The organism is Sediminibacterium roseum (genome assembly GCF_009939005.1).
GTDB lineage: Bacteria > Bacteroidota > Bacteroidia > Chitinophagales > Chitinophagaceae > Sediminibacterium > Sediminibacterium roseum.
The window spans coordinates 321,471-339,043 of the sequence record NZ_JAACJS010000015.1; the positions used below are offsets into that span (position 1 = coordinate 321,471).

The following is a 17,573-nucleotide window of genomic DNA, read 5'->3' on the forward strand; positions in this document are numbered from 1 at the left end:
CGGATAAGGAGATTGCGCCGCGTCAATCTATATCAAGCTCATATTTATCGAGCAGGCCCGCGATGGCGCCAACAGAGAATCTGGCCTTCCTGATCCTGTTGCGCTCAGGATCTATCGAAAAATGATAAGACCCCCGCAGATCCGCTTTCTCCAAAACCGTATTGTCGAAAACAGCGCGCGAAAGATCACAGTCCTTCAAAACAGCGTTGCCCAGGTCGGCCTCTGTAAAATCCACCTCCTGTAGCGTGCAGTTGATGAAATTTGTTTTCTTCAGTTTCAGTTTATAAAAAGAAGAAAGGTTCAGCATGCAGTTCTCAAAAGATACGGTAAACAAAAATCCATCGCAGAGATCGAAATGCAGTCCCAGGAGTTTGCAGTCTCTGAAAACAGTATCCTGGAAAGAGGTCTTCACCAATTTCGCCATCCCCAGGTTGCAACCATTGAACGTGCATGCCGAGAACCGGATGCCCGAAAGATCGGCATCTGAAAAATTACAATTGGTGAATGTGCAGCTTTCATATTCACCCGGCTGCAGCGGTGCTTCGGTAAAATTTTTTTTATCGAAAGACTGGTCCTCAAAATAAGCTGTATCCATAAAAATCATTTCAGTAGCGTGGTTAGCTTTTCCACTTCTTCAATCGTATTGAATGCATGGAGCACGATGCGTAATCTTTCTTTTCCCCTGGGAACGGTGGGATACAGGATCGGCCGCACATCAAATCCATTCGCCTGCAAGTTTTCCGCTACTGCTCTCACCTCTTCATTACCCGGGATGATCACCGCCTGGATAGGCGTTTGCGAGGGCAGCTTTTCGTAACGCATTGCAGCCGATTGAAAAACGGCTACCAGTTTCCGCAGGTGTGCGCGCTCATCATTCAGCAAAGGAAAAATACCATACGAAGATTTTACAAACGCTATGCTGTGCTCCGGCAATGCCGTGGAAAAAACAAAACTCCGTGCAAAATTTACCAGGTATTCGCGCAGCGCGTTTGACCCCAGCACTACCGCACCATGGCACCCACAGGCTTTTCCGAATGTATGCATGCGGGCAAAAACAGCATCCTGCAATTGCAGCTGCTGCACGAGCCCCTCTCCTTTTTGCCCGATGATACCGGTTGCATGCGCCTCATCGATGACGAGGTGTGCACCGAGTTTTTTCGAGACATCAACCAGCGCGCCGAGCGGGCAGAGATCGCCATCCATACTGAACAAAGATTCGGTAACGATAAAAAGCGTTCCTGTTTTTGATGCAGCTTTTTTCTGCAGGTCGTCAAGATCGTTGTGCGCAAAAGAAAAAGCGTTCGCAAAAGAGAGACGGATACCGTCGCGGATGGAGGCATGGCAAAGATGATCGTACAAAACCGTGTCGCCCTTCTGCGGAACCGAAGAGAGCAGGCCGGTGTTTGCATCGTAACCCGAGTTAAACACCAAAGCGGCTTCGGCCTGGTGAAAAGCGGCGATGTGCTTTTCCACTTCTTCGATCATTGCATAATTTCCCGCCAGCAGCCGCGAGCCACCCGACCCGCTTACAAGGGATTCAGTGGTGGTTTGCAAAAGACGGTTGTGAACAATACCCAGGTAATCGTTCGAACAGAAATCCGATTTGCCATCGGGTAACCGCAGTTTGCGAAGGGAACGATCGGCCCTGCGCTCGTCTAGTTTTTTTTGAAGGAACTGGTCGGGGTACATGGTGTAAAGCTAATTATTAGCCGCGAGCCGTGCGTCTTGGGCTGCGGGGTTTTTATAGTAACTTTGTTTCAAACAAAAAGGCGCCCTGCGCCGCGGCTCACGAACGGCCCTCTTACCATGGAACTATCAGAACATACAAAAAGCATTTTGGGATTGGAGCTGCCCACAGATCCACGGTGGGTTGACCTTGCGAATATTTCGCTGGAAGCGATCCTTACCGACCATGCCTATTGCGAGCAGAAGGCGGCAACTACCTGCATCACTTTGATACAGCGGTATTCTGACAGGGAAAAACTGGTGACCGAACTCGCTCCTATCGTAACCGAAGAATGGGGGCATTTCAGGCTGGTGCTGAATGAGCTGAAAAAAAGAAAACTCAAACTGGGCAAGCAACGCAAAGATGAATACGTAAACAAGCTGATCGGGTTTCAGAAAAAAGGCGGTCACCCCGAAGAACGATTACTCGATCATCTTTTAACAATGGCGCTGATAGAAGCGCGCAGCTGCGAACGCTTCAAAAGATTAAGCGAGGGTTTGCCGGATGCTTACATGCGCAATTTCTACCGCCGCTTTATGGAAAGCGAAGCGGGGCATTACACCCTTTTTATTGATCTCGCAGAAACTTACCTCGACAAGGAAAAAGTGCGCAAACGCTGGAAAGAATGGCTCGCGTACGAAACGGAGATCATGAAAGAGATAGAAGTACGCGGTGATCGCATACACTAAAAATCAGGTATTAATACGCTAGGCGACGGTTTTTGTTCCATCTAATTTTGGACGAAAATCAGTTGCATGGGTATTACCATACATTTCCAGGGAAAATTGAAAACGGAGCGGTCGTTCAACAAACTCGTGGTTGCCGCGCAGCATTTTATCGTGGCGCATGAACTGCAGTTTGTTGTTTTTGATGTAGACGAACACGATCTCATCCGCGTCAAGCATGGCGCATTGTCTGTTTACAAGGGGCCGGTGAAAGCCTTGATCATCAACATGGGCAAGGATTGTGAATCGTTAAGGTTTGAGTTCGATGATGAACGTTATATGCAGTCGTTCTGCAAGACCGCCTATGCGGGCCCCGCTGTTCACCAGCTCGTCGTGGATTTTTTAAGGCAGGTCGAGGTTTTGTTCGATGATTTTGAAGTGTTTGATGAAGCGGGTCTTTGGTGATGTTCAACGCGTATGGGTTTCAAAATAATGCAGCTCATTTTTAAGGTCGAGGTAAGGATGTTGATCCTGCAGCGCTTTTGTTTTTGTAAGATAGGATTTCAAAAAATGCAGGTGCTGGCTGGTCAGAGGGTTGAAGGGTTTGTGCTGAAAAGCGAGGTTGATCTCGGCTATTTCTTTCATCAGGTCTTTTGTATCTGTATTCATACAGGCCTCTGTAAATTTTTCCCAGACATATTGCGTGGCCTGGTAGTTGGGATGCACAAGATCCTCTGCATAAAAACGGTAATCGCGCAGGTCATCGATCACGAGTTCGTAAGCGGGAAAATAATAGGTGTTGCCATGTTGTGCAACCAGTTCGTGAACGGCCTGTATCAAAACCGCTTTGCTGCGGTTGTTCTCGATCACGCCCTCGCGGAGGTGCCGTACCGGGCTGATCGTGAAGATGAGCTGCAGTTCAGGATTGAATGCGCGCAATTTTTCAAGCAGGTTATTAAAAAGCGAAACCACTTCTTCGGCTCTCATCAACCGCTTGCGAAACCATGCGGCGGGCGCTTTGTGGTTATTGGCGGCCGTGCTGCCTTCAACGGCATTGGGCGCTTCGCCTGTTAGCGTATACAGCCAGGCAGAGCCCAAGGTGAGCAAAAGATGATCCGTATGTTTGAGCCATTGGTGTGCTGCACTGGTAGACGCGTTGATCTTATCCACCGCCTCCTGCGCAGTGATGCCGGAAAAACGGCTGTGGTGCTTCCAGCTGTGCCAGGTTTCGTTGTGCAGGAAAAGATCTGTTTCGGCAATGATGGTGTTGTTGATGTAAGTTTCAATCGCCTCGGTCACACTAACCGGGTTGAACAGGATGCCATTCGGGTTCTCAAGCACATTGAATTTGTGCCTGCGCAACTTCTCCCCGATGTTCTCGGTAAAGCACGAGCCCACCAACATCAGCTGTTGCGGGTGCCGGATGGGGTGCGGCGCCTTCTTGATATCGAACTCGTAATGGAATTTCATGCAGTGAATGTAAGTGTTAATGTTTCTCCCTCGGGCAGCTCGTTCCATTGCTGCAGCAGCCCGCGCAGCCGCAACCGTACCTGTTCTATCTCGTCGTGTGAAAGTGTGACGGGATCAAATTGCCCGCCGAATGAAACAAAGGATGCCTGCTGAACGGCATTGAAATCCTCAAAATTTCCCTGCTTTGTTCCCAGCAGGAAAAGGTTCGCAAGATTTTCTGCATACACGGCTTCTGCGGTCAGGTTCATGTTGTCGCGCTTCGCCTTGTCCTCAAAATCTTTGATGTCCATTCCCATATTCAGCATCCCGTTGAAAGCGGTTTTGTAACCGAGAACAGTTTCTATGGTGTAATGGGTGAGGTCGTGCTGTACCAGGAACCCGTCTCCCTGCATCCAGGTAACGCTGCCATCATCGCGCGTATAGGAAAGCGCGTGGTGAGCACCACTGTTTTTTTTGAAGTTGATCAACATACTATACAAATATCCGGTTTGCGAGCTGGAGGCTTTTGTGCAATGCATCTTTGTTCAACCCTTGCAGCAATCCTTTTGTTTCAAAATAAGCAACCATCAGTTCAGAATCCATGTTCCCTACCAATTCGTCCTGCGCCATGGGGCAACCACCGATGCCCTTGAGCGCACCATCAAAACGTTTGCAACCTGCATCGATTGCTGCCTGCAATTTTGCCTCCCAGTTCTGCGGCGTGGAATGGAGATGCACGCCGATGGTTGCATCCGGGTATGCCGGAACCAGCGTTTCGAGAGCGGCACTGATCTGTTGCGGGGTTGCGAGTCCTACGGTATCGGCGAGTGAAATGATCCGGATCCCTTTTGCGATCATTTCGCCGGCCCATTTCAACAGGATGGATGCATCGTACGCATCACCGTAAGGATTTCCAAAACCCATGCTTAAATAAACAACAAGCTCTTTATTGTTCCGCAGGCAAAGTTCCCGTATCTCGTCTACACGCTGCACGCTTTCTTCCAGGGTGCTGTTGGTGTTGCGCATCTGGAAGGTGGGCGACAAAGAAAAGGGAAAGCCCAGGTAACTGATCTCATCGTAAACCACAGCATCGGCCGCGCCCCTTGTGTTGGCAACGATGGCGAGAAGTTTTGTATGCGTGTTGTGCAGGTCCAGTTTTGCGATCACCTCTTTTGTATCCGCCATCTGCGGGATCGCCTTGGGCGAAACAAAGCTTCCGAAATCCAGGGTGTGAAAACCAACTTTCAACAATGCATCCAGGTATTCAATTTTCTGCGCGGCAGGGATCAGGTGTGGCCATCCCTGCATTGCATCACGCGGGCACTCTACGAGTTGAATATCGTTGTATGATGATCGTGAGTCGTCGGTTGAGGGTGATGTATTGTACGTCGTCATGCGGCATTGCAATATTTGTGTTTATCCATCTATCAAAAGATCAATCGCAAAAGCTACTTCCCCATCCTGTGCTTCATTGCTTCGTAGAGGATGATCCCTGTTGCCACGGATACATTGAACGAATCGAATGATGCCGCCATAGGGATCTTGAAGAAATGATCCGCGGCTTTGGCCAGGTGTGGTTGTACGCCTTTGCCTTCATCGCCCATGATGATGCAACAGGGATCGGTGAAAGGAAGTTCAAAAACATTTTCTTCGGCGCGCATTTCACTGGTAAAAACCTTGATGCCATTGAGGTGCAGGGTATCTACCGCTTTCAGCAGGCTGTTCACACGGCAGATATGGATCTGTTCGAGTGCGCCGGCGCTGCTTTTCATGGCTTCTTCGTTCAGTGCGCCTACGCCTTTGTCGGGAATGATGATGGCCTGCGCCCCGCAGCACACCGCACTCCGTGCAATCGCGCCGATGTTCCTTACATCCGTAACACCATCAAGCATTAAGAACAAAGGGGATGCGCCCTCAGACACCACGTGGTCGATCACCTGCTGCAGGTCCATGTACTGCACCCGCGCCACAAAAGCCACCACGCCCTGGTGGTTGGCCCGGGTGAGGCCATTTAGTTTTTCTACCGGCACAAGCTGGATGGGTACGTTGTGGTCTCTCGATAATTTGCGGATGCTGCTGATCACCTCACCGCTTGCATTTTTCTGTAAGAGGATCTTATCGATGGCTTTCCCCGACTGCAGCGCCTCCACCAATGGCTGGCGCCCGATCACCAATGCGTTTTGTTTAACAGGCATGGGGCAAAGATACGGAGGAAGGGGGTTCGGGCTGCGGGCGTTCTCTCACAGCTCTCCCGTGATCATCATCAGCTGCACCTTCAAAATTGCGGCAACCGACATGGAATCGGTGATCGTTCCATTCTCAACCATACTGAGAGCCCGGTTGAAAGGGATCTTCTGAACGGCCAGGTCTTCGGTTTCTTCGGGCTCTGCCGCGTGTTGTGTGAGCCCTGTGGCGAGATAGATAAAAGCAATTTCGTCCGACACTGAATTAGACAAATGCATGTTGAACAGCAATCTCCAGTTGGATGCATGCAGGCCTGTTTCTTCCATCAGTTCGCGTTTTGCGCCCTCGAGCGGGCTCGTTCCATATGGCGCGCCACCCTCCGGAATTTCCCAGCTGTACCGGTTGAGGGTGAAACGGTATTGGCCAACGAGCCAGGTGTTCTGTTCATCATCCAATACAATGACCGCCACCGCGGTGTTCTTGAAATGAACTTTTCCGTAGATGCCCTTGTTGCCGGCCGGGTTAAGCACATCGTACTCCGTTACACTGATCCATGGATTGTCGTACACGGTTTTTTCTCCATTGATCACCCAGGGATTTTTTTCCATCATGATTATCTTTTGATTCCGGCTGGTACCGAAACGATAAAATACAAAAACACGGCGCCGATCAGTATGAATTTAAAAGCGGCGCAGTAAAAGGTGAGTTGCAGGGACAGCGTTGTATAATTCCCGGCGATGGTTTGCAGCATCAGCAGGTTTTCTACCACATCAAACATACCCGCAACAATGGACGCCCTCGAGAGAAACAGTCCAACCTGCCGCATGAAATGATCCTCCCGCCATTTAAGCGAAAACCGTTCCGCCATCACAAACAAAAAATAGACATAGGAAGCGATGAAAACAAAATCGAGCCAGATGTTCATTTTCACTGATGTGAGATCCCAGTGCGACAACAAAGCAGCCACCCTTTGTGGCGTATCGGCAAATTCCAGGTCTATGATCGCGCGAGGGCTGATCGGTGTAACAAGTGCCATCCCGTTGAAACGCATGATCACAAGCATGATCACAAAACCGAAAGTAGCGACCGTGATGTCTTTTTTCATAGATACCGGTTTTGGTTACTTCCCTAAAATTAAAAAACCTCCCGCTGATGGGCGGAAGGTTTTTTTATTGCTTTCGAGGGTTATTAGAGCCCGAATGCTTTTTTCACTTTGTTTACATAGTCGAGTTTCTCCCATGTGAACAGTTCTACTTTTACTTTTTTTGTTTTTCCTTCGGGATTGGTGAAGGTTTTTTCAACCACTTCGTTCTTGCGGCCCATGTGTCCGTAAGCTGCTGTTTCGCTGTAGATCGGTGTGCGCAGTTTGAGGCGTTGCTCGATAAAGTAAGGGCGCATATCGAAGATGCTCTCTACCAGTTTACCGATCTGGCCGTCTGTCATTTTTACTTTCGCCGTACCGTATGTATTTACGTTGATGGATGTTGGCTGTGCCACACCGATCGCGTAAGAAACCTGAACCAGCACCTCGCTCGCCACACCTGCGGCTACGAGATTCTTGGCAATATGGCGCGTTGCATAGGCTGCAGAGCGGTCTACCTTGCTCGGATCTTTTCCGCTGAATGCCCCGCCACCGTGCGCTCCTTTGCCTCCGTAGGTATCCACGATGATCTTGCGGCCGGTCAGGCCTGTGTCACCGTGCGGCCCGCCAATCACGAATTTACCTGTTGGATTGATGTGGTATTTGATCTTGTCGTTAAACAGTTTCGCGTATTTCTTATACTTCGCTTTTACACGCGGGATAAGGATGTTCACGATGTCTTCTTTGATTTTCGCAAGCATCTTCGCTTCGGTATCAAAATCATCGTGCTGTGTAGACACCACGATCGCATCAATGCGAACGGGCCTGTTGTTGTCATCGTATTCAAGCGTTACCTGGCTTTTTGCATCCGGGCGAAGGTATTTGATCGCTTTGTTCTCTCTTCTCAAAGCTGCAAGCTCAATCAAAATCTTGTGCGCGAGGTCGAGCGCCAATGGCATATAGTCGTCGGTCTCATTGCTTGCATAACCAAACATCATACCCTGGTCGCCGGCACCCTGCTCTTCTTTTTTCTTCCTGTCAACACCCTGGTTGATGTCTGCCGACTGTTCGTGGATGGCAGACAAAATACCGCAACTGTTCGCTTCAAACATATACTCGCTTTTGGTGTAGCCGATCTTACGGATCACACCGCGGGCTATTTCCTGCACGTCGAGATAAGCTTTTGATTTTACTTCACCGGCAAGCACAACCTGCCCGGTTGTAACCAATGTTTCGCAGGCTACTTTTGACTGTGCATCGAAAGCAAGGAAATTGTCAATTAAAGCGTCTGATATCTGGTCGGCAACTTTATCCGGATGTCCTTCAGATACGCTCTCAGAAGTGAACAAATAAGGCATATAAGTTTAAATTTAATGGGTGCAAATATAGGACAATGGGTAACAGGTCACAATATCTTATCAGATACGTGAAAAAATAACCCGCAAACGCATCCTGAACCTTGAATGCGTACCGCCTCCCAGGCGGACCCTTCCATCCCCTATATCGTTTCCGATGTTTGGAGAAAGGTAAAGCACAGACCTGGTTGTTCCCGTTGTAGGGTACGGTGATGCATAAGACAGCGAATCGTTCGAAGGCGCAGACAAGCGCAATGTAAATGCAGTGTCCTTGCGTGTTACAACCCCCTGCACATAACGGCTGAGGTCGAAATTATAGGAAGCAACCCTGTCGTAGCCCTGGATCGATTTATCCACCTTAAATCCACCAAACGTGGAAATATTCGGGTTCCCGTCCTGGCCAATCACATAGTCGTTCGGGATGTTTCTCTTGTTCTTGGTAGCCGAATCGTAATGCGAAAGCAGCAGGTACCTTGGTGCATTCATGTATTTGTCGATGACCGGGTTGGCATCGTCCGGAACCTGTTCTGCGATGAGTTCGGCCCGGTGAATGATCCTGTTCGACAAACTCTGCAGTCCCGGAACCCTGATGCGTACGTAAGTTCCCGGCGAGGTTTGCACATATACCAGCGAGTCTGGTTTGGAGGTTGTGGTAACATGTGCCGCCATCTGGCTGCCCGTTCTGTCGCGGCTCACTTCATTCGCAAATGCGCAATAACCCGAGCTGAATACAAATTTTGCCACGTTCGTATCACGTACCAGTGCGCCGGTTGACGCGGTATTGTAATACAGCTGGAGCTTGGTGTTTGTATCTGCAAGGTTGATCTTCAGCAAAGCATTCGCGCCGCCTACATCGGCTGTAAGGGCAAAGCCTGCAAAATAGGTTTTAAAGGCAGAATCCGTTTTATATGCGTTGGTTGAATCGTATGCCTTGAGGAAACGGTCTGCCACCGCGCTGTTCAGCCTGATGCGGATCTGGTAATGGGTTGCTTCGAAACGGTTGTTCACCGAATCGCCCAGCCTGCGCACATCGATCACTTTTGGCGGGGCCAGCGGCGATACGGTTTGGAAAGCAGGGTTAAAGGGATAGTTGGCAGGATAGGAATACAATAAATTGATCGGTGTGCTTTGCGCTATTTCAGACACGCGCAAAGTGAGTGGTGTGAGCGAATCGCCGAATACACCTTTGTAGCTGAGGCAAAGAACGGCCGAATCCACTTTCAGGCTGTCTTTGTGCCCGGGAATGTAAAACGGGAAATAAGCCGGCTCGAGCTGGAAATACATGGAAGCTTTCGATTTCCCGAAAAGCGGGTCGTTGGTGATAGAACCCACCATCATGTTATCGCTGCTGTAAACGCGTGCAGAATCGGTGTCTTCGAACGTATCGGTAATTACATCAAGCAAGGTATCTTTTGTAACAACGCCATCGATGGCAGGAATCAACCCGGCGCCAATATCAGTAGAATTGATGCGCGTACAGCCCGTAAAAACAACAAGGGAAATTATGGCCAGGAAAAAGATTCTACGCAGCGTAAAAAATGAATGCATGTGTTAGTAATTACTTGCCCGCAAGGTCGTTGTACAATTCTAAATACTCTGTTAAATCAGAATCCCAACCTTTGAAAGGAACTACCTTTTTGCCTTTCACTTTTGCGAATTCTTCTACGAGTTTTTTCTCTATTTTATCGGCGCCAAAGGTGATCGCATCCGCAAAGGCTGCCCCGCCCCTGAACATGGCCGTGTTGGTACCGTCTTTGAACACCTCGAGGTCTTTCTCTTTGATGTTTCCATTGATGATCGCTTTCTGCACAAAATCGTTGCCCAGCTTCTCTTTGAACGTATTCTGGCCAATGGTGAAAATGACCTTGCTGTTGCTGAAAACAGGCTCTTTTTTATAGGCCGTTTTAATATAAGCAGGGATCAGCGCCGTCATCCATCCACTGCAATGGATGATATCCGGCGGCCATCCGAATTTCTTAACGGTTTCCAGCGCGCCTTTACAGAAAAATACCGTCCTTAGGATATTATCCTCGAACCATTCTTCATTATCATCGTGGAAGATCTGTTTCCGCTTGAAAAAATCTTCGTTCTCCAGAAAATATACCTGTAAACGGGCATTGGGTAGAGAGGCCACCTTGATCTGGAGCGGGTAATCGTCGTTGTCAACCGATACATTGATCCCCGAAAGCCTTACCACTTCGTGCAGCCTGTGCCTTCTTTCATTGATCACTCCGAAACGCGGCATGATACACCTTACCTCCAATCCACTATCATTGCTCTTGATCGCCAGCTTGTTGATCACCTCGGCGAACTCCGTAAGTTCCAGGTACGGCGACATCTCTGTAGCAATGAATAAAATTCTTTTCTTTGTTGACATTAGTTACGTGAATTTTAGCACGATGCTGGAAAATGAGTTGGCGAAGGTACATAAATTGCACCGAAATGCAACCATTCACAGGGTTTTGCCCAAATCTGCACCCCGATGATCCTATTTAAAACGACCCCCGACATTCACAACCACCTCGAAAAACTGCGCACAGGCGGATCTTCGATCGGTTTCGTGCCAACCATGGGCGCGCTGCATGCCGGGCACCTCAGCCTTGTTGATCAAAGCAAGAAAAATACTAATATTACAGTTTGCAGCATTTTTGTCAATCCCACGCAGTTCAACGACCCGCAGGATTTCGCCAGGTACCCCGTTACGCTCGACCAGGATCTCCTCCTGCTTGAGAAAGCCGGGTGCGATATCGTATTTCTTCCGTCGGTGGGCGAGGTATATCCAAACGGCACCGCCACCGGTGAGAAATTCGATCTCGGCTACCTCGAATCCATTCTCGAGGGAAAATACAGGCCCGGCCATTTCCAGGGTGTTTGCCAGGTGGTGCACCGGTTACTGGAAATCGTGCGGCCAGATACGCTTTTCCTCGGGCGCAAGGATTACCAGCAATGCATGGTGATCAAAAAACTGGTGGCGCTGTCGGGATGGAACATAGCGCTCCAATTCGTTCCCACGCTCCGCGAGCCGTCGGGTCTTGCGATGAGCAGCCGCAACATGCGTTTATCCGGAGAAGACAAGGAAGCGGCCACGGCCATCTATCGTTCCCTGCTTTACATCAAACAAAACCTCCGGCCCGGTGTTGTAATACCGTTGGTTGAAACGGCGAGGCAGCAACTCATCAACGCCGGCTTCTCTGCTATCGACTATGTTACCATCGCCGATGCCGAAACGCTGGAAGAGATCGTTACCTGGAACGGCAAAACAAAAACCGTTGCACTGGTGGCCGCTTTTATTGGCGGGGTGAGGTTGATCGATAATATGATCGTGAGCAGTGAATAAACAAACGGTTGGTGATGCGTGGCCCCGGCACATTAAGGTTGTTTTAATGGGCACAAAGAGTAACGGACTGCCAACCCACTCACAATTTACGGCCCACCACTCGCCACCAACAATTCATTCACCATCATTACTTAACTTGCCCCTGAATCCATCGGTATGAAAAGAAGGCTGTTTGCTATAGTAAAGTATTCGTTTTTCCTGGGCCTTGGTGTTTTCCTGGTTTGGTGGAGCCTTCACCAGATCCCGGATGATGAATGGGGTAAGTTCAAGGAGTCGCTCGCCAATGCGCATTACTGGCTGATGATCCCCGTTTTTATGATCCTCTGCTCCAGCCACATCCTCCGCGCGCTGCGCTGGAAAATTCTGATGGAGCCGATGGGCTACACCCCTTCTTTCCGAAATACTTTTTTCGCCGTTATGATCGGCTACCTCGCCAACATGGCCGTGCCGCGTTTGGGCGAAGTATTAAAATGCACCATCCTGGCGAAATATGAAAAGGTACCGGCAGAAAAAATTGTGGGCACCATCGTTGCCGAACGTGCGTTCGATGTGCTTTGCCTCGGCCTCATCTTCGCCCTGGCCCTTATCCTCCAGTTCGATGTGGTTACCGGCAGCTACCAGCACGTAAAATCGCTTCGTCCCGAACATACGGATGCACCCATGGCCATGTGGAAGATCATCGCGATGGCGGCCGCAGGACTAGCTGTTGCCGTTTACGTGATCTACCTCATCGCTACAAAGAAATGGAGAACACTGTTGGGCAGGATCAGAACCATTGTGGCCGGTGTTTGGGAAGGATTGATCACCGCGCGAAAATTAAAACACAAAGGCGCATTCTTTGTCTATTCCGCTTCCATCTGGGCCCTTTACATACTTGGCACCTACATCGGCTTTTACGCAACGGATGGCACAACCGACCTCGGTTTTAAAGAAGCGGTGAGCTGCCTGGCTTTTGCCAGCATCGGTATGATACTTACACCCGGCGGCATCGGCGCCTACGCGTTTCTCCTCGCCAAGGTGCTTGAGCAAAACGGCATCCCCTACCCGATCGGTATTGCAAACGGAACGCTGCAATGGTTCGCGCAATGCATCATCGTATTGGTAGTAGGCGGCGTGTGTATGGGGTTATTGCCTTTTTACAACAAACAGAAAACAAATGAAAGCCGTTAACGCAATCGAAAAAAAAATATTCACGCTCCCGCAATTGCGTTCGCAGCTTGCCTCCTGGCGGGTTACCAATAAAACCATCGCTTTCACAAACGGGTGCTTCGATATCCTTCACGAAGGGCATATCTTTTCTTTGTCGCAGGCCGCCAAAGAAGCAGACTACCTGGTTGTGGGCATCAACAGCGACAGCAGCACCAAACGTTTAAAGGGCCCGGAGCGGCCCGTGAACCACGAACACAGCAGGGCATTGCTGCTGGCCAGCCTGGCCATTGTAGACGCAGTTGTAGTGTTTGAGGAAGATACCCCGCTCGAACTCATCAGGGCCGTGCTGCCGGATGTGCTGGTAAAGGGCGGAGACTATACGATTGAAACGATCGTGGGTTCAAAAGAAGTGATCGCCAATGGCGGGCGCGTTGTCATCAACCCGATCGTGGAAGGTTTTTCTACAACCGGCATCATACAGCAGATCAAGTCGTCGTTCTCCTGAAGAACATACTGTTTTTCGAATACGTATTTGTTGCAACCGAAGCGATGCTACATACAAACTTAACATTGAAGAAGAAAGCCTTGCGTTATATTTGAAAGAAGGCAATCAAAGTACATTTTCATCCGCAACTGCGGAAAGCGATCACAAAATTTCCAACCCGTTTCTCTCATGTCGAAAAAAATATTTATTCAGCGCGACATCAGTTGGCTCAGCTTCAATGCAAGGGTTTTGCAGGAAGCGAACGACCCCAGCGTTCCGCTGAAAGAACGGATCCGTTTCCTGGGGATCTTCTCCAATAACCTCGATGAATTTTTCCGTGTGCGTGTGGCCACTTTGAAAAGGATGGTTGAGCTCTCGGAGAAAAAGAAAAAACTCAACATGCACCTCGAAGAGGATCCGCAGGATATACTCGACCAGATCCAGACCATCGTTCTCCAGCAGCAAAACGAATTCAACCGCATCTGGGAAGGCATCCTGGGCGAACTGAAAAAAGAAAAGATCATACTGGTAGACGAACAACACCTGACCCGGGAGCAAAAAGCATTTGTTACAAAATATTTTGATGAGGAGGTGCGCTCCAATATCATCCCGTTGATGATAGAGACGTTGCCGCAACTGCCATACCTGCGCGACAAAAGCATTTACCTCGGCGTGGTGATGCGCAGGAAACATTCAGCTTACGAACAGAAATACGCATTGATAGAAGTGCCCGCCAAGGCGCTGGGACGGTTCATACTGCTTCCTTCGAAGAACAATGTAAAACAGATCATGCTCCTGGAAGATGTGATCAGGTTTAACCTGCCGCACATCTTTTCTTATTTCGATTACCATTCATTTGCCGCGCACATTTTCAAGGTTACAAAAGACGCGGAGATCGATATCGACAACGATGTAAGCACAAGTTTTGTGGAACGGATAGAGAAAGGCGTAAAGAACAGGCGCAAGGGAAAGCCGGTACGTTTTGTGTACGACAAAGAAATGGATGCCGGCCTGCTCGAATACCTCATCAGGCGGTTGAGCCTGAACAGGAAAAGCAACCTGATACCCGGCGGCCGCATCCACAACTTCAGGCATTTCATGGATTTCCCGGATGTGTTTGATACCAAAAGCACAAGACGCACACCGTTTACACATCCCATTTTACAAAGGTCGGTACGCGTTACAGACGTGATCACGAAACAGGATGTGATGCTGCATTTTCCCTACCATTCTTTCAACACCGTGATCGACCTGCTGCGCGAAGCGGCGATCGATCCGGATGTGCGTTCCATAAAAATAACGGCGTACCGCCTGGCCTCCAATTCAAAAGTGATCAATGCCCTGGTTAATGCCGCCCGCAACGGCAAAGAAGTAGTAGTGATGCTGGAACTGAAAGCAAGGTTTGATGAAGAAGCCAACCTCGAATGGAGAAAGATCCTTGAGGAAGAAGGCGTAAAGGTATTGCTGGGCGTAGATAAAATGAAAGTGCATGCCAAACTCTGCATCATCAAAAAAAGAAAAGGAAACAAAACGATACAGTACGGTTTTGTAAGCACGGGCAACCTCAATGAAAAAACATCAATGGTGTATGGGGATCATTGCCTGCTCACTGCCAACCGGAACATCATGGCCGATATCAACCGCATCTTCAGCGCCATAGAGAACTGGAAAACCGGTCCGCAGCAACTGCGCATGTGCAAAACGCTGATGGTTTGCCCGGTTAGCATGCGCCGATCGCTCATCGCGCTCATCAACCGCGAGATCAAACACGCAAAACTGGGTAAGGAAGCCTCCATCACGCTGAAAGTAAATTCGCTGAGCGATGCCACATTGATCCATAAACTCAACGAGGCCGCCAAGGCAGGCGTAGAAATCAGGATGATCATACGAAGCATCTTCTGCGCGGTATTGCACCCGAAAAAAACAAAAGGCAAAGTATCGGCCATCAGCATCGTAGACGAATACCTCGAGCATGCGCGGGTAATGATCTTCCACAACCTGGGCAAGGAAAAAATATACATCTCCAGCGCCGACTGGATGGTTCGCAACCTCGACCACCGCATAGAAGCCGCCGTACCGGTAACGGACCCGGCCATCTGCGCGGAGCTGAAAGATATTATCCACATTCAATTAAGAGATAACATCAAGGCGAGGATCCTTGACAATGAGTTATCCAACAACTATGTACCTTCCACCGGCAAAAAGAAGGTGCGTTCCCAAATAGAAACGTATCAATACCTGTACAAGAAAAACACAGCGAACAGTGAGGTTAGCAGCAATTGACATCGGGAGCAACGCAGCAAGGTTATTGATCACCGAAGTGACACAGGACAACGAGGGCATCACCCAGTTCAACAAACTCAACCTCGTTCGAGTGCCCCTTCGCCTGGGTTTTGACGTGTTTGAAAAAGGGGAAATCTCCAAAGAAAAACGCGGCATGGTTCTGCAGACGATGAAAGCGTATGGCCACCTCATCAATGCATACAACGTGAAGAACGTGATCGCCTGTGCCACCAGCGCCATGCGCGATGCAGCCAATAGCGCAGACATCATCCGCAAGGTTAAACTTGAAACCGGGCTCGAGATCGAGATCATCAGCGGCGAGCTTGAAGCATCCATCATCTACGAGAACCATATTGCCGAACACATGAACGTTGACAACAGTTACATGTACATCGACGTGGGCGGCGGCAGCACCGAACTTACTTTTTTCGCAGAAGGGAAACTGGTTTTCAAACAATCGTTCAACATCGGAACGATACGCCTGTTGAAAGACATGGTGACCGATAACAAGTGGAACGAGATGAAAGATTTCATCAAAAGCAAAACCAGGGGCTACAAAAAGATCATCGCCATCGGAACCGGCGGCAACATCAACAAGATCTTTTCGCTGAGCAAGAAAAAAGACGGCAAGCCGCTGAGCCTGGACATACTGCGTGATTATTACAAGGAATTTTCAAGCTACTCGCTGCAGGACCGCATCAATGTTTACAAGTTGCGCGAAGACCGGGCGGATGTAATTGTTCCGGCGCTGTTGATCTACATCAATGCAATGCGCTGGGCCGATACGGATGAGATCTATGTTCCCAAGATCGGTTTGGCAGATGGCCTGATACAACACCTGTATTCCGAACTCTCGGCAAAAGGAATTACTTCTTAAAAACGGCCGGCACCCTCCTTTTTACCCCGGAACCGAATCGTTCTTCGTAAAACAAATCTTATTGCTAATTTTACACCGGCATTTGAATATGTTTTATTCTAACGCAGAACCATATTCAACATTCTTCCACGCTTCAAAACAATTCAAATGTCGACACACAAAGACGTAAAAAAGATCACCACCAACACATTGCTGAAAATGAAAGCGGCCGGGGAAAAGATCTCCATGATCACCGCTTATGATTATTCCTTCGCAAGATTGTTTGATAAAGCAGGCATCGATGTTGTGCTTGTGGGCGACAGCGCCAGCAACGTGATGGCCGGCAACGAAACCACTTTATCGATCACGCTCGAGCAGATGATCTACCATGCGCAATGCGTGGTACGCGGCATCGACAGGAGCCTGGTGGTGGTAGACCTGCCGTTTGGCTCTTACCAATCCAATCCCGATATAGCGGTCGCTTCGGCCATCCGCATCATGAAAGAGACCAATGGCCATTCGGTAAAACTGGAAGGCGGAGCAGAAGTGATCGACAGCATCAGGCGCATCGTGAGCGCAGGCATACCGGTAATGGGGCATCTCGGCCTCACGCCCCAATCGATCTACAAATTCGGCACCTACACTGTTCGCGCCAAAGAAGAAATGGAAGCAGAGAAACTCCGCAAAGACGCGCTCCTGCTACAGGAAGCCGGCTGCTATGCCATAGTGCTTGAAAAGATACCGGCCGCACTGGCACGCGAAGTGAGCACGAGCCTGGCCATTCCCACCATCGGGATTGGGGCCGGCAATGCATGCGACGGACAGGTGCTGGTGATGCACGATATGTTGGGAATTAATAACGAATTCAAGCCCCGTTTCCTCCGCCAATACCTTAATTTAGAGCAACAGGTGACAGGCGCGGTACAGCAATACATCAGGGACGTAAAATCGCACGACTTCCCCAATGAGGGCGAATCGTATTGATTTTTTTTCACCGATAAGAC

At 49.4% G+C, this 17,573-nt stretch carries 19 protein-coding genes; 8 read left to right on the top strand and 11 right to left on the bottom strand.

All coding sequences use genetic code 11. The features are described from left to right. Positions 1-22: 22 nt before the first annotated feature. Together GWC95_RS12500 and GWC95_RS12505 are read right to left on the bottom strand one after the other, a co-directional pair. Complete coding sequence (locus GWC95_RS12500) at positions 23-595, bottom strand: pentapeptide repeat-containing protein (protein ID WP_161819065.1); 573 nt, start codon at positions 593-595, stop codon at positions 23-25. Positions 596-600: 5 nt separating this feature from the next. After that, positions 601-1,689, bottom strand: coding sequence for an aminotransferase class I/II-fold pyridoxal phosphate-dependent enzyme (locus GWC95_RS12505; protein ID WP_161819066.1), 1,089 nt, complete (start codon positions 1,687-1,689; stop codon positions 601-603). A gap of 117 nt (positions 1,690-1,806) precedes the next feature. Between GWC95_RS12505 and miaE the strand changes: the two genes are divergently transcribed. Further along, positions 1,807-2,415 (top strand): tRNA-(ms[2]io[6]A)-hydroxylase, encoded by a 609-nt coding sequence (gene miaE, locus GWC95_RS12510; protein WP_161819067.1) that lies wholly within the window; start codon positions 1,807-1,809, stop codon positions 2,413-2,415. A gap of 66 nt (positions 2,416-2,481) precedes the next feature. After that, positions 2,482-2,856 carry a hypothetical protein gene (locus GWC95_RS12515; RefSeq protein WP_161819068.1) on the top strand — a complete coding sequence of 125 codons (375 nt, stop codon included), beginning with the start codon at positions 2,482-2,484 and terminating at the stop codon, positions 2,854-2,856. A 3-nt stretch (positions 2,857-2,859) separates the two neighbouring features. On the opposite strand, the gene GWC95_RS12520 is transcribed toward GWC95_RS12515, so the two are convergent. From GWC95_RS12520 to GWC95_RS12560, 9 genes are all read right to left on the bottom strand, one after another. After that, entirely contained in the window at positions 2,860-3,861 is a 1,002-nt protein-coding gene (locus tag GWC95_RS12520; RefSeq protein ID WP_161819069.1) for a GSCFA domain-containing protein, read from the bottom strand. Next, on the bottom strand, positions 3,858-4,331 hold the full coding sequence (locus GWC95_RS12525; protein WP_161819070.1) for a hypothetical protein: 474 nt from the start codon (positions 4,329-4,331) through the stop codon (positions 3,858-3,860). The genes GWC95_RS12520 and GWC95_RS12525 overlap by 4 nt, the downstream gene beginning before the upstream one ends. A gap of 1 nt (position 4,332) precedes the next feature. Then, on the bottom strand, positions 4,333-5,235 hold the full coding sequence (locus GWC95_RS12530; protein WP_161819071.1) for a hydroxymethylglutaryl-CoA lyase: 903 nt from the start codon (positions 5,233-5,235) through the stop codon (positions 4,333-4,335). Positions 5,236-5,288: 53 nt separating this feature from the next. Continuing rightward, the gene (rlmB, locus tag GWC95_RS12535) at positions 5,289-6,035 is read right to left on the bottom strand and encodes a 23S rRNA (guanosine(2251)-2'-O)-methyltransferase RlmB (RefSeq protein ID WP_161819072.1); all 747 of its coding nucleotides are present in this window, start codon (positions 6,033-6,035) and stop codon (positions 5,289-5,291) included. A gap of 45 nt (positions 6,036-6,080) precedes the next feature. Further along, positions 6,081-6,635 carry an NUDIX domain-containing protein gene (locus tag GWC95_RS12540; RefSeq protein WP_161819073.1) on the bottom strand — a complete coding sequence of 185 codons (555 nt, stop codon included), beginning with the start codon at positions 6,633-6,635 and terminating at the stop codon, positions 6,081-6,083. Positions 6,636-6,637: 2 nt separating this feature from the next. Continuing rightward, positions 6,638-7,129, bottom strand: coding sequence for a hypothetical protein (locus GWC95_RS12545; protein WP_161819074.1), 492 nt, complete (start codon positions 7,127-7,129; stop codon positions 6,638-6,640). An 83-nt stretch (positions 7,130-7,212) separates the two neighbouring features. Beyond that, positions 7,213-8,463, bottom strand: coding sequence for a methionine adenosyltransferase (metK, locus tag GWC95_RS12550; RefSeq protein WP_161819075.1), 1,251 nt, complete (start codon positions 8,461-8,463; stop codon positions 7,213-7,215). A 60-nt stretch (positions 8,464-8,523) separates the two neighbouring features. Further along, positions 8,524-10,008 (bottom strand): DUF4270 family protein, encoded by a 1,485-nt coding sequence (locus GWC95_RS12555; protein ID WP_161819076.1) that lies wholly within the window; start codon positions 10,006-10,008, stop codon positions 8,524-8,526. A 10-nt stretch (positions 10,009-10,018) separates the two neighbouring features. Further along, a complete protein-coding gene (locus GWC95_RS12560) occupies positions 10,019-10,837 on the bottom strand; it encodes a glycogen/starch synthase (RefSeq protein ID WP_161819077.1) in 819 nt (272 codons plus the stop codon). A 105-nt stretch (positions 10,838-10,942) separates the two neighbouring features. On the opposite strand from GWC95_RS12560, the gene panC reads away from it, so the two are divergent. From panC to panB, 6 genes are all read left to right on the top strand, one after another. After that, entirely contained in the window at positions 10,943-11,797 is an 855-nt protein-coding gene (panC, locus tag GWC95_RS12565) for a pantoate--beta-alanine ligase (RefSeq protein ID WP_161819078.1), read from the top strand. Between the two features lie 156 nt (positions 11,798-11,953). After that, positions 11,954-12,967 carry a lysylphosphatidylglycerol synthase transmembrane domain-containing protein gene (locus GWC95_RS12570; protein WP_161819079.1) on the top strand — a complete coding sequence of 338 codons (1,014 nt, stop codon included), beginning with the start codon at positions 11,954-11,956 and terminating at the stop codon, positions 12,965-12,967. After that, on the top strand, positions 12,954-13,451 hold the full coding sequence (gene rfaE2 / locus GWC95_RS12575; protein WP_161819080.1) for a D-glycero-beta-D-manno-heptose 1-phosphate adenylyltransferase: 498 nt from the start codon (positions 12,954-12,956) through the stop codon (positions 13,449-13,451). The genes GWC95_RS12570 and rfaE2 overlap by 14 nt, the downstream gene beginning before the upstream one ends. A gap of 168 nt (positions 13,452-13,619) precedes the next feature. Beyond that, a complete protein-coding gene (ppk1, locus tag GWC95_RS12580) occupies positions 13,620-15,713 on the top strand; it encodes a polyphosphate kinase 1 (protein WP_161819081.1) in 2,094 nt (697 codons plus the stop codon). Next, positions 15,694-16,590: a Ppx/GppA phosphatase family protein gene (locus GWC95_RS12585; RefSeq protein ID WP_161819082.1), complete on the top strand. Its 897-nt coding sequence runs from the start codon at positions 15,694-15,696 to the stop codon at positions 16,588-16,590. Before ppk1 ends, GWC95_RS12585 begins: the two co-directional genes overlap by 20 nt. A 147-nt stretch (positions 16,591-16,737) precedes the next feature. Further along, positions 16,738-17,553, top strand: a complete 816-nt coding sequence (gene panB, locus GWC95_RS12590; protein WP_161819083.1) for a 3-methyl-2-oxobutanoate hydroxymethyltransferase — start codon at positions 16,738-16,740, stop codon at positions 17,551-17,553. Positions 17,554-17,573: the final 20 nt, after the last annotated feature.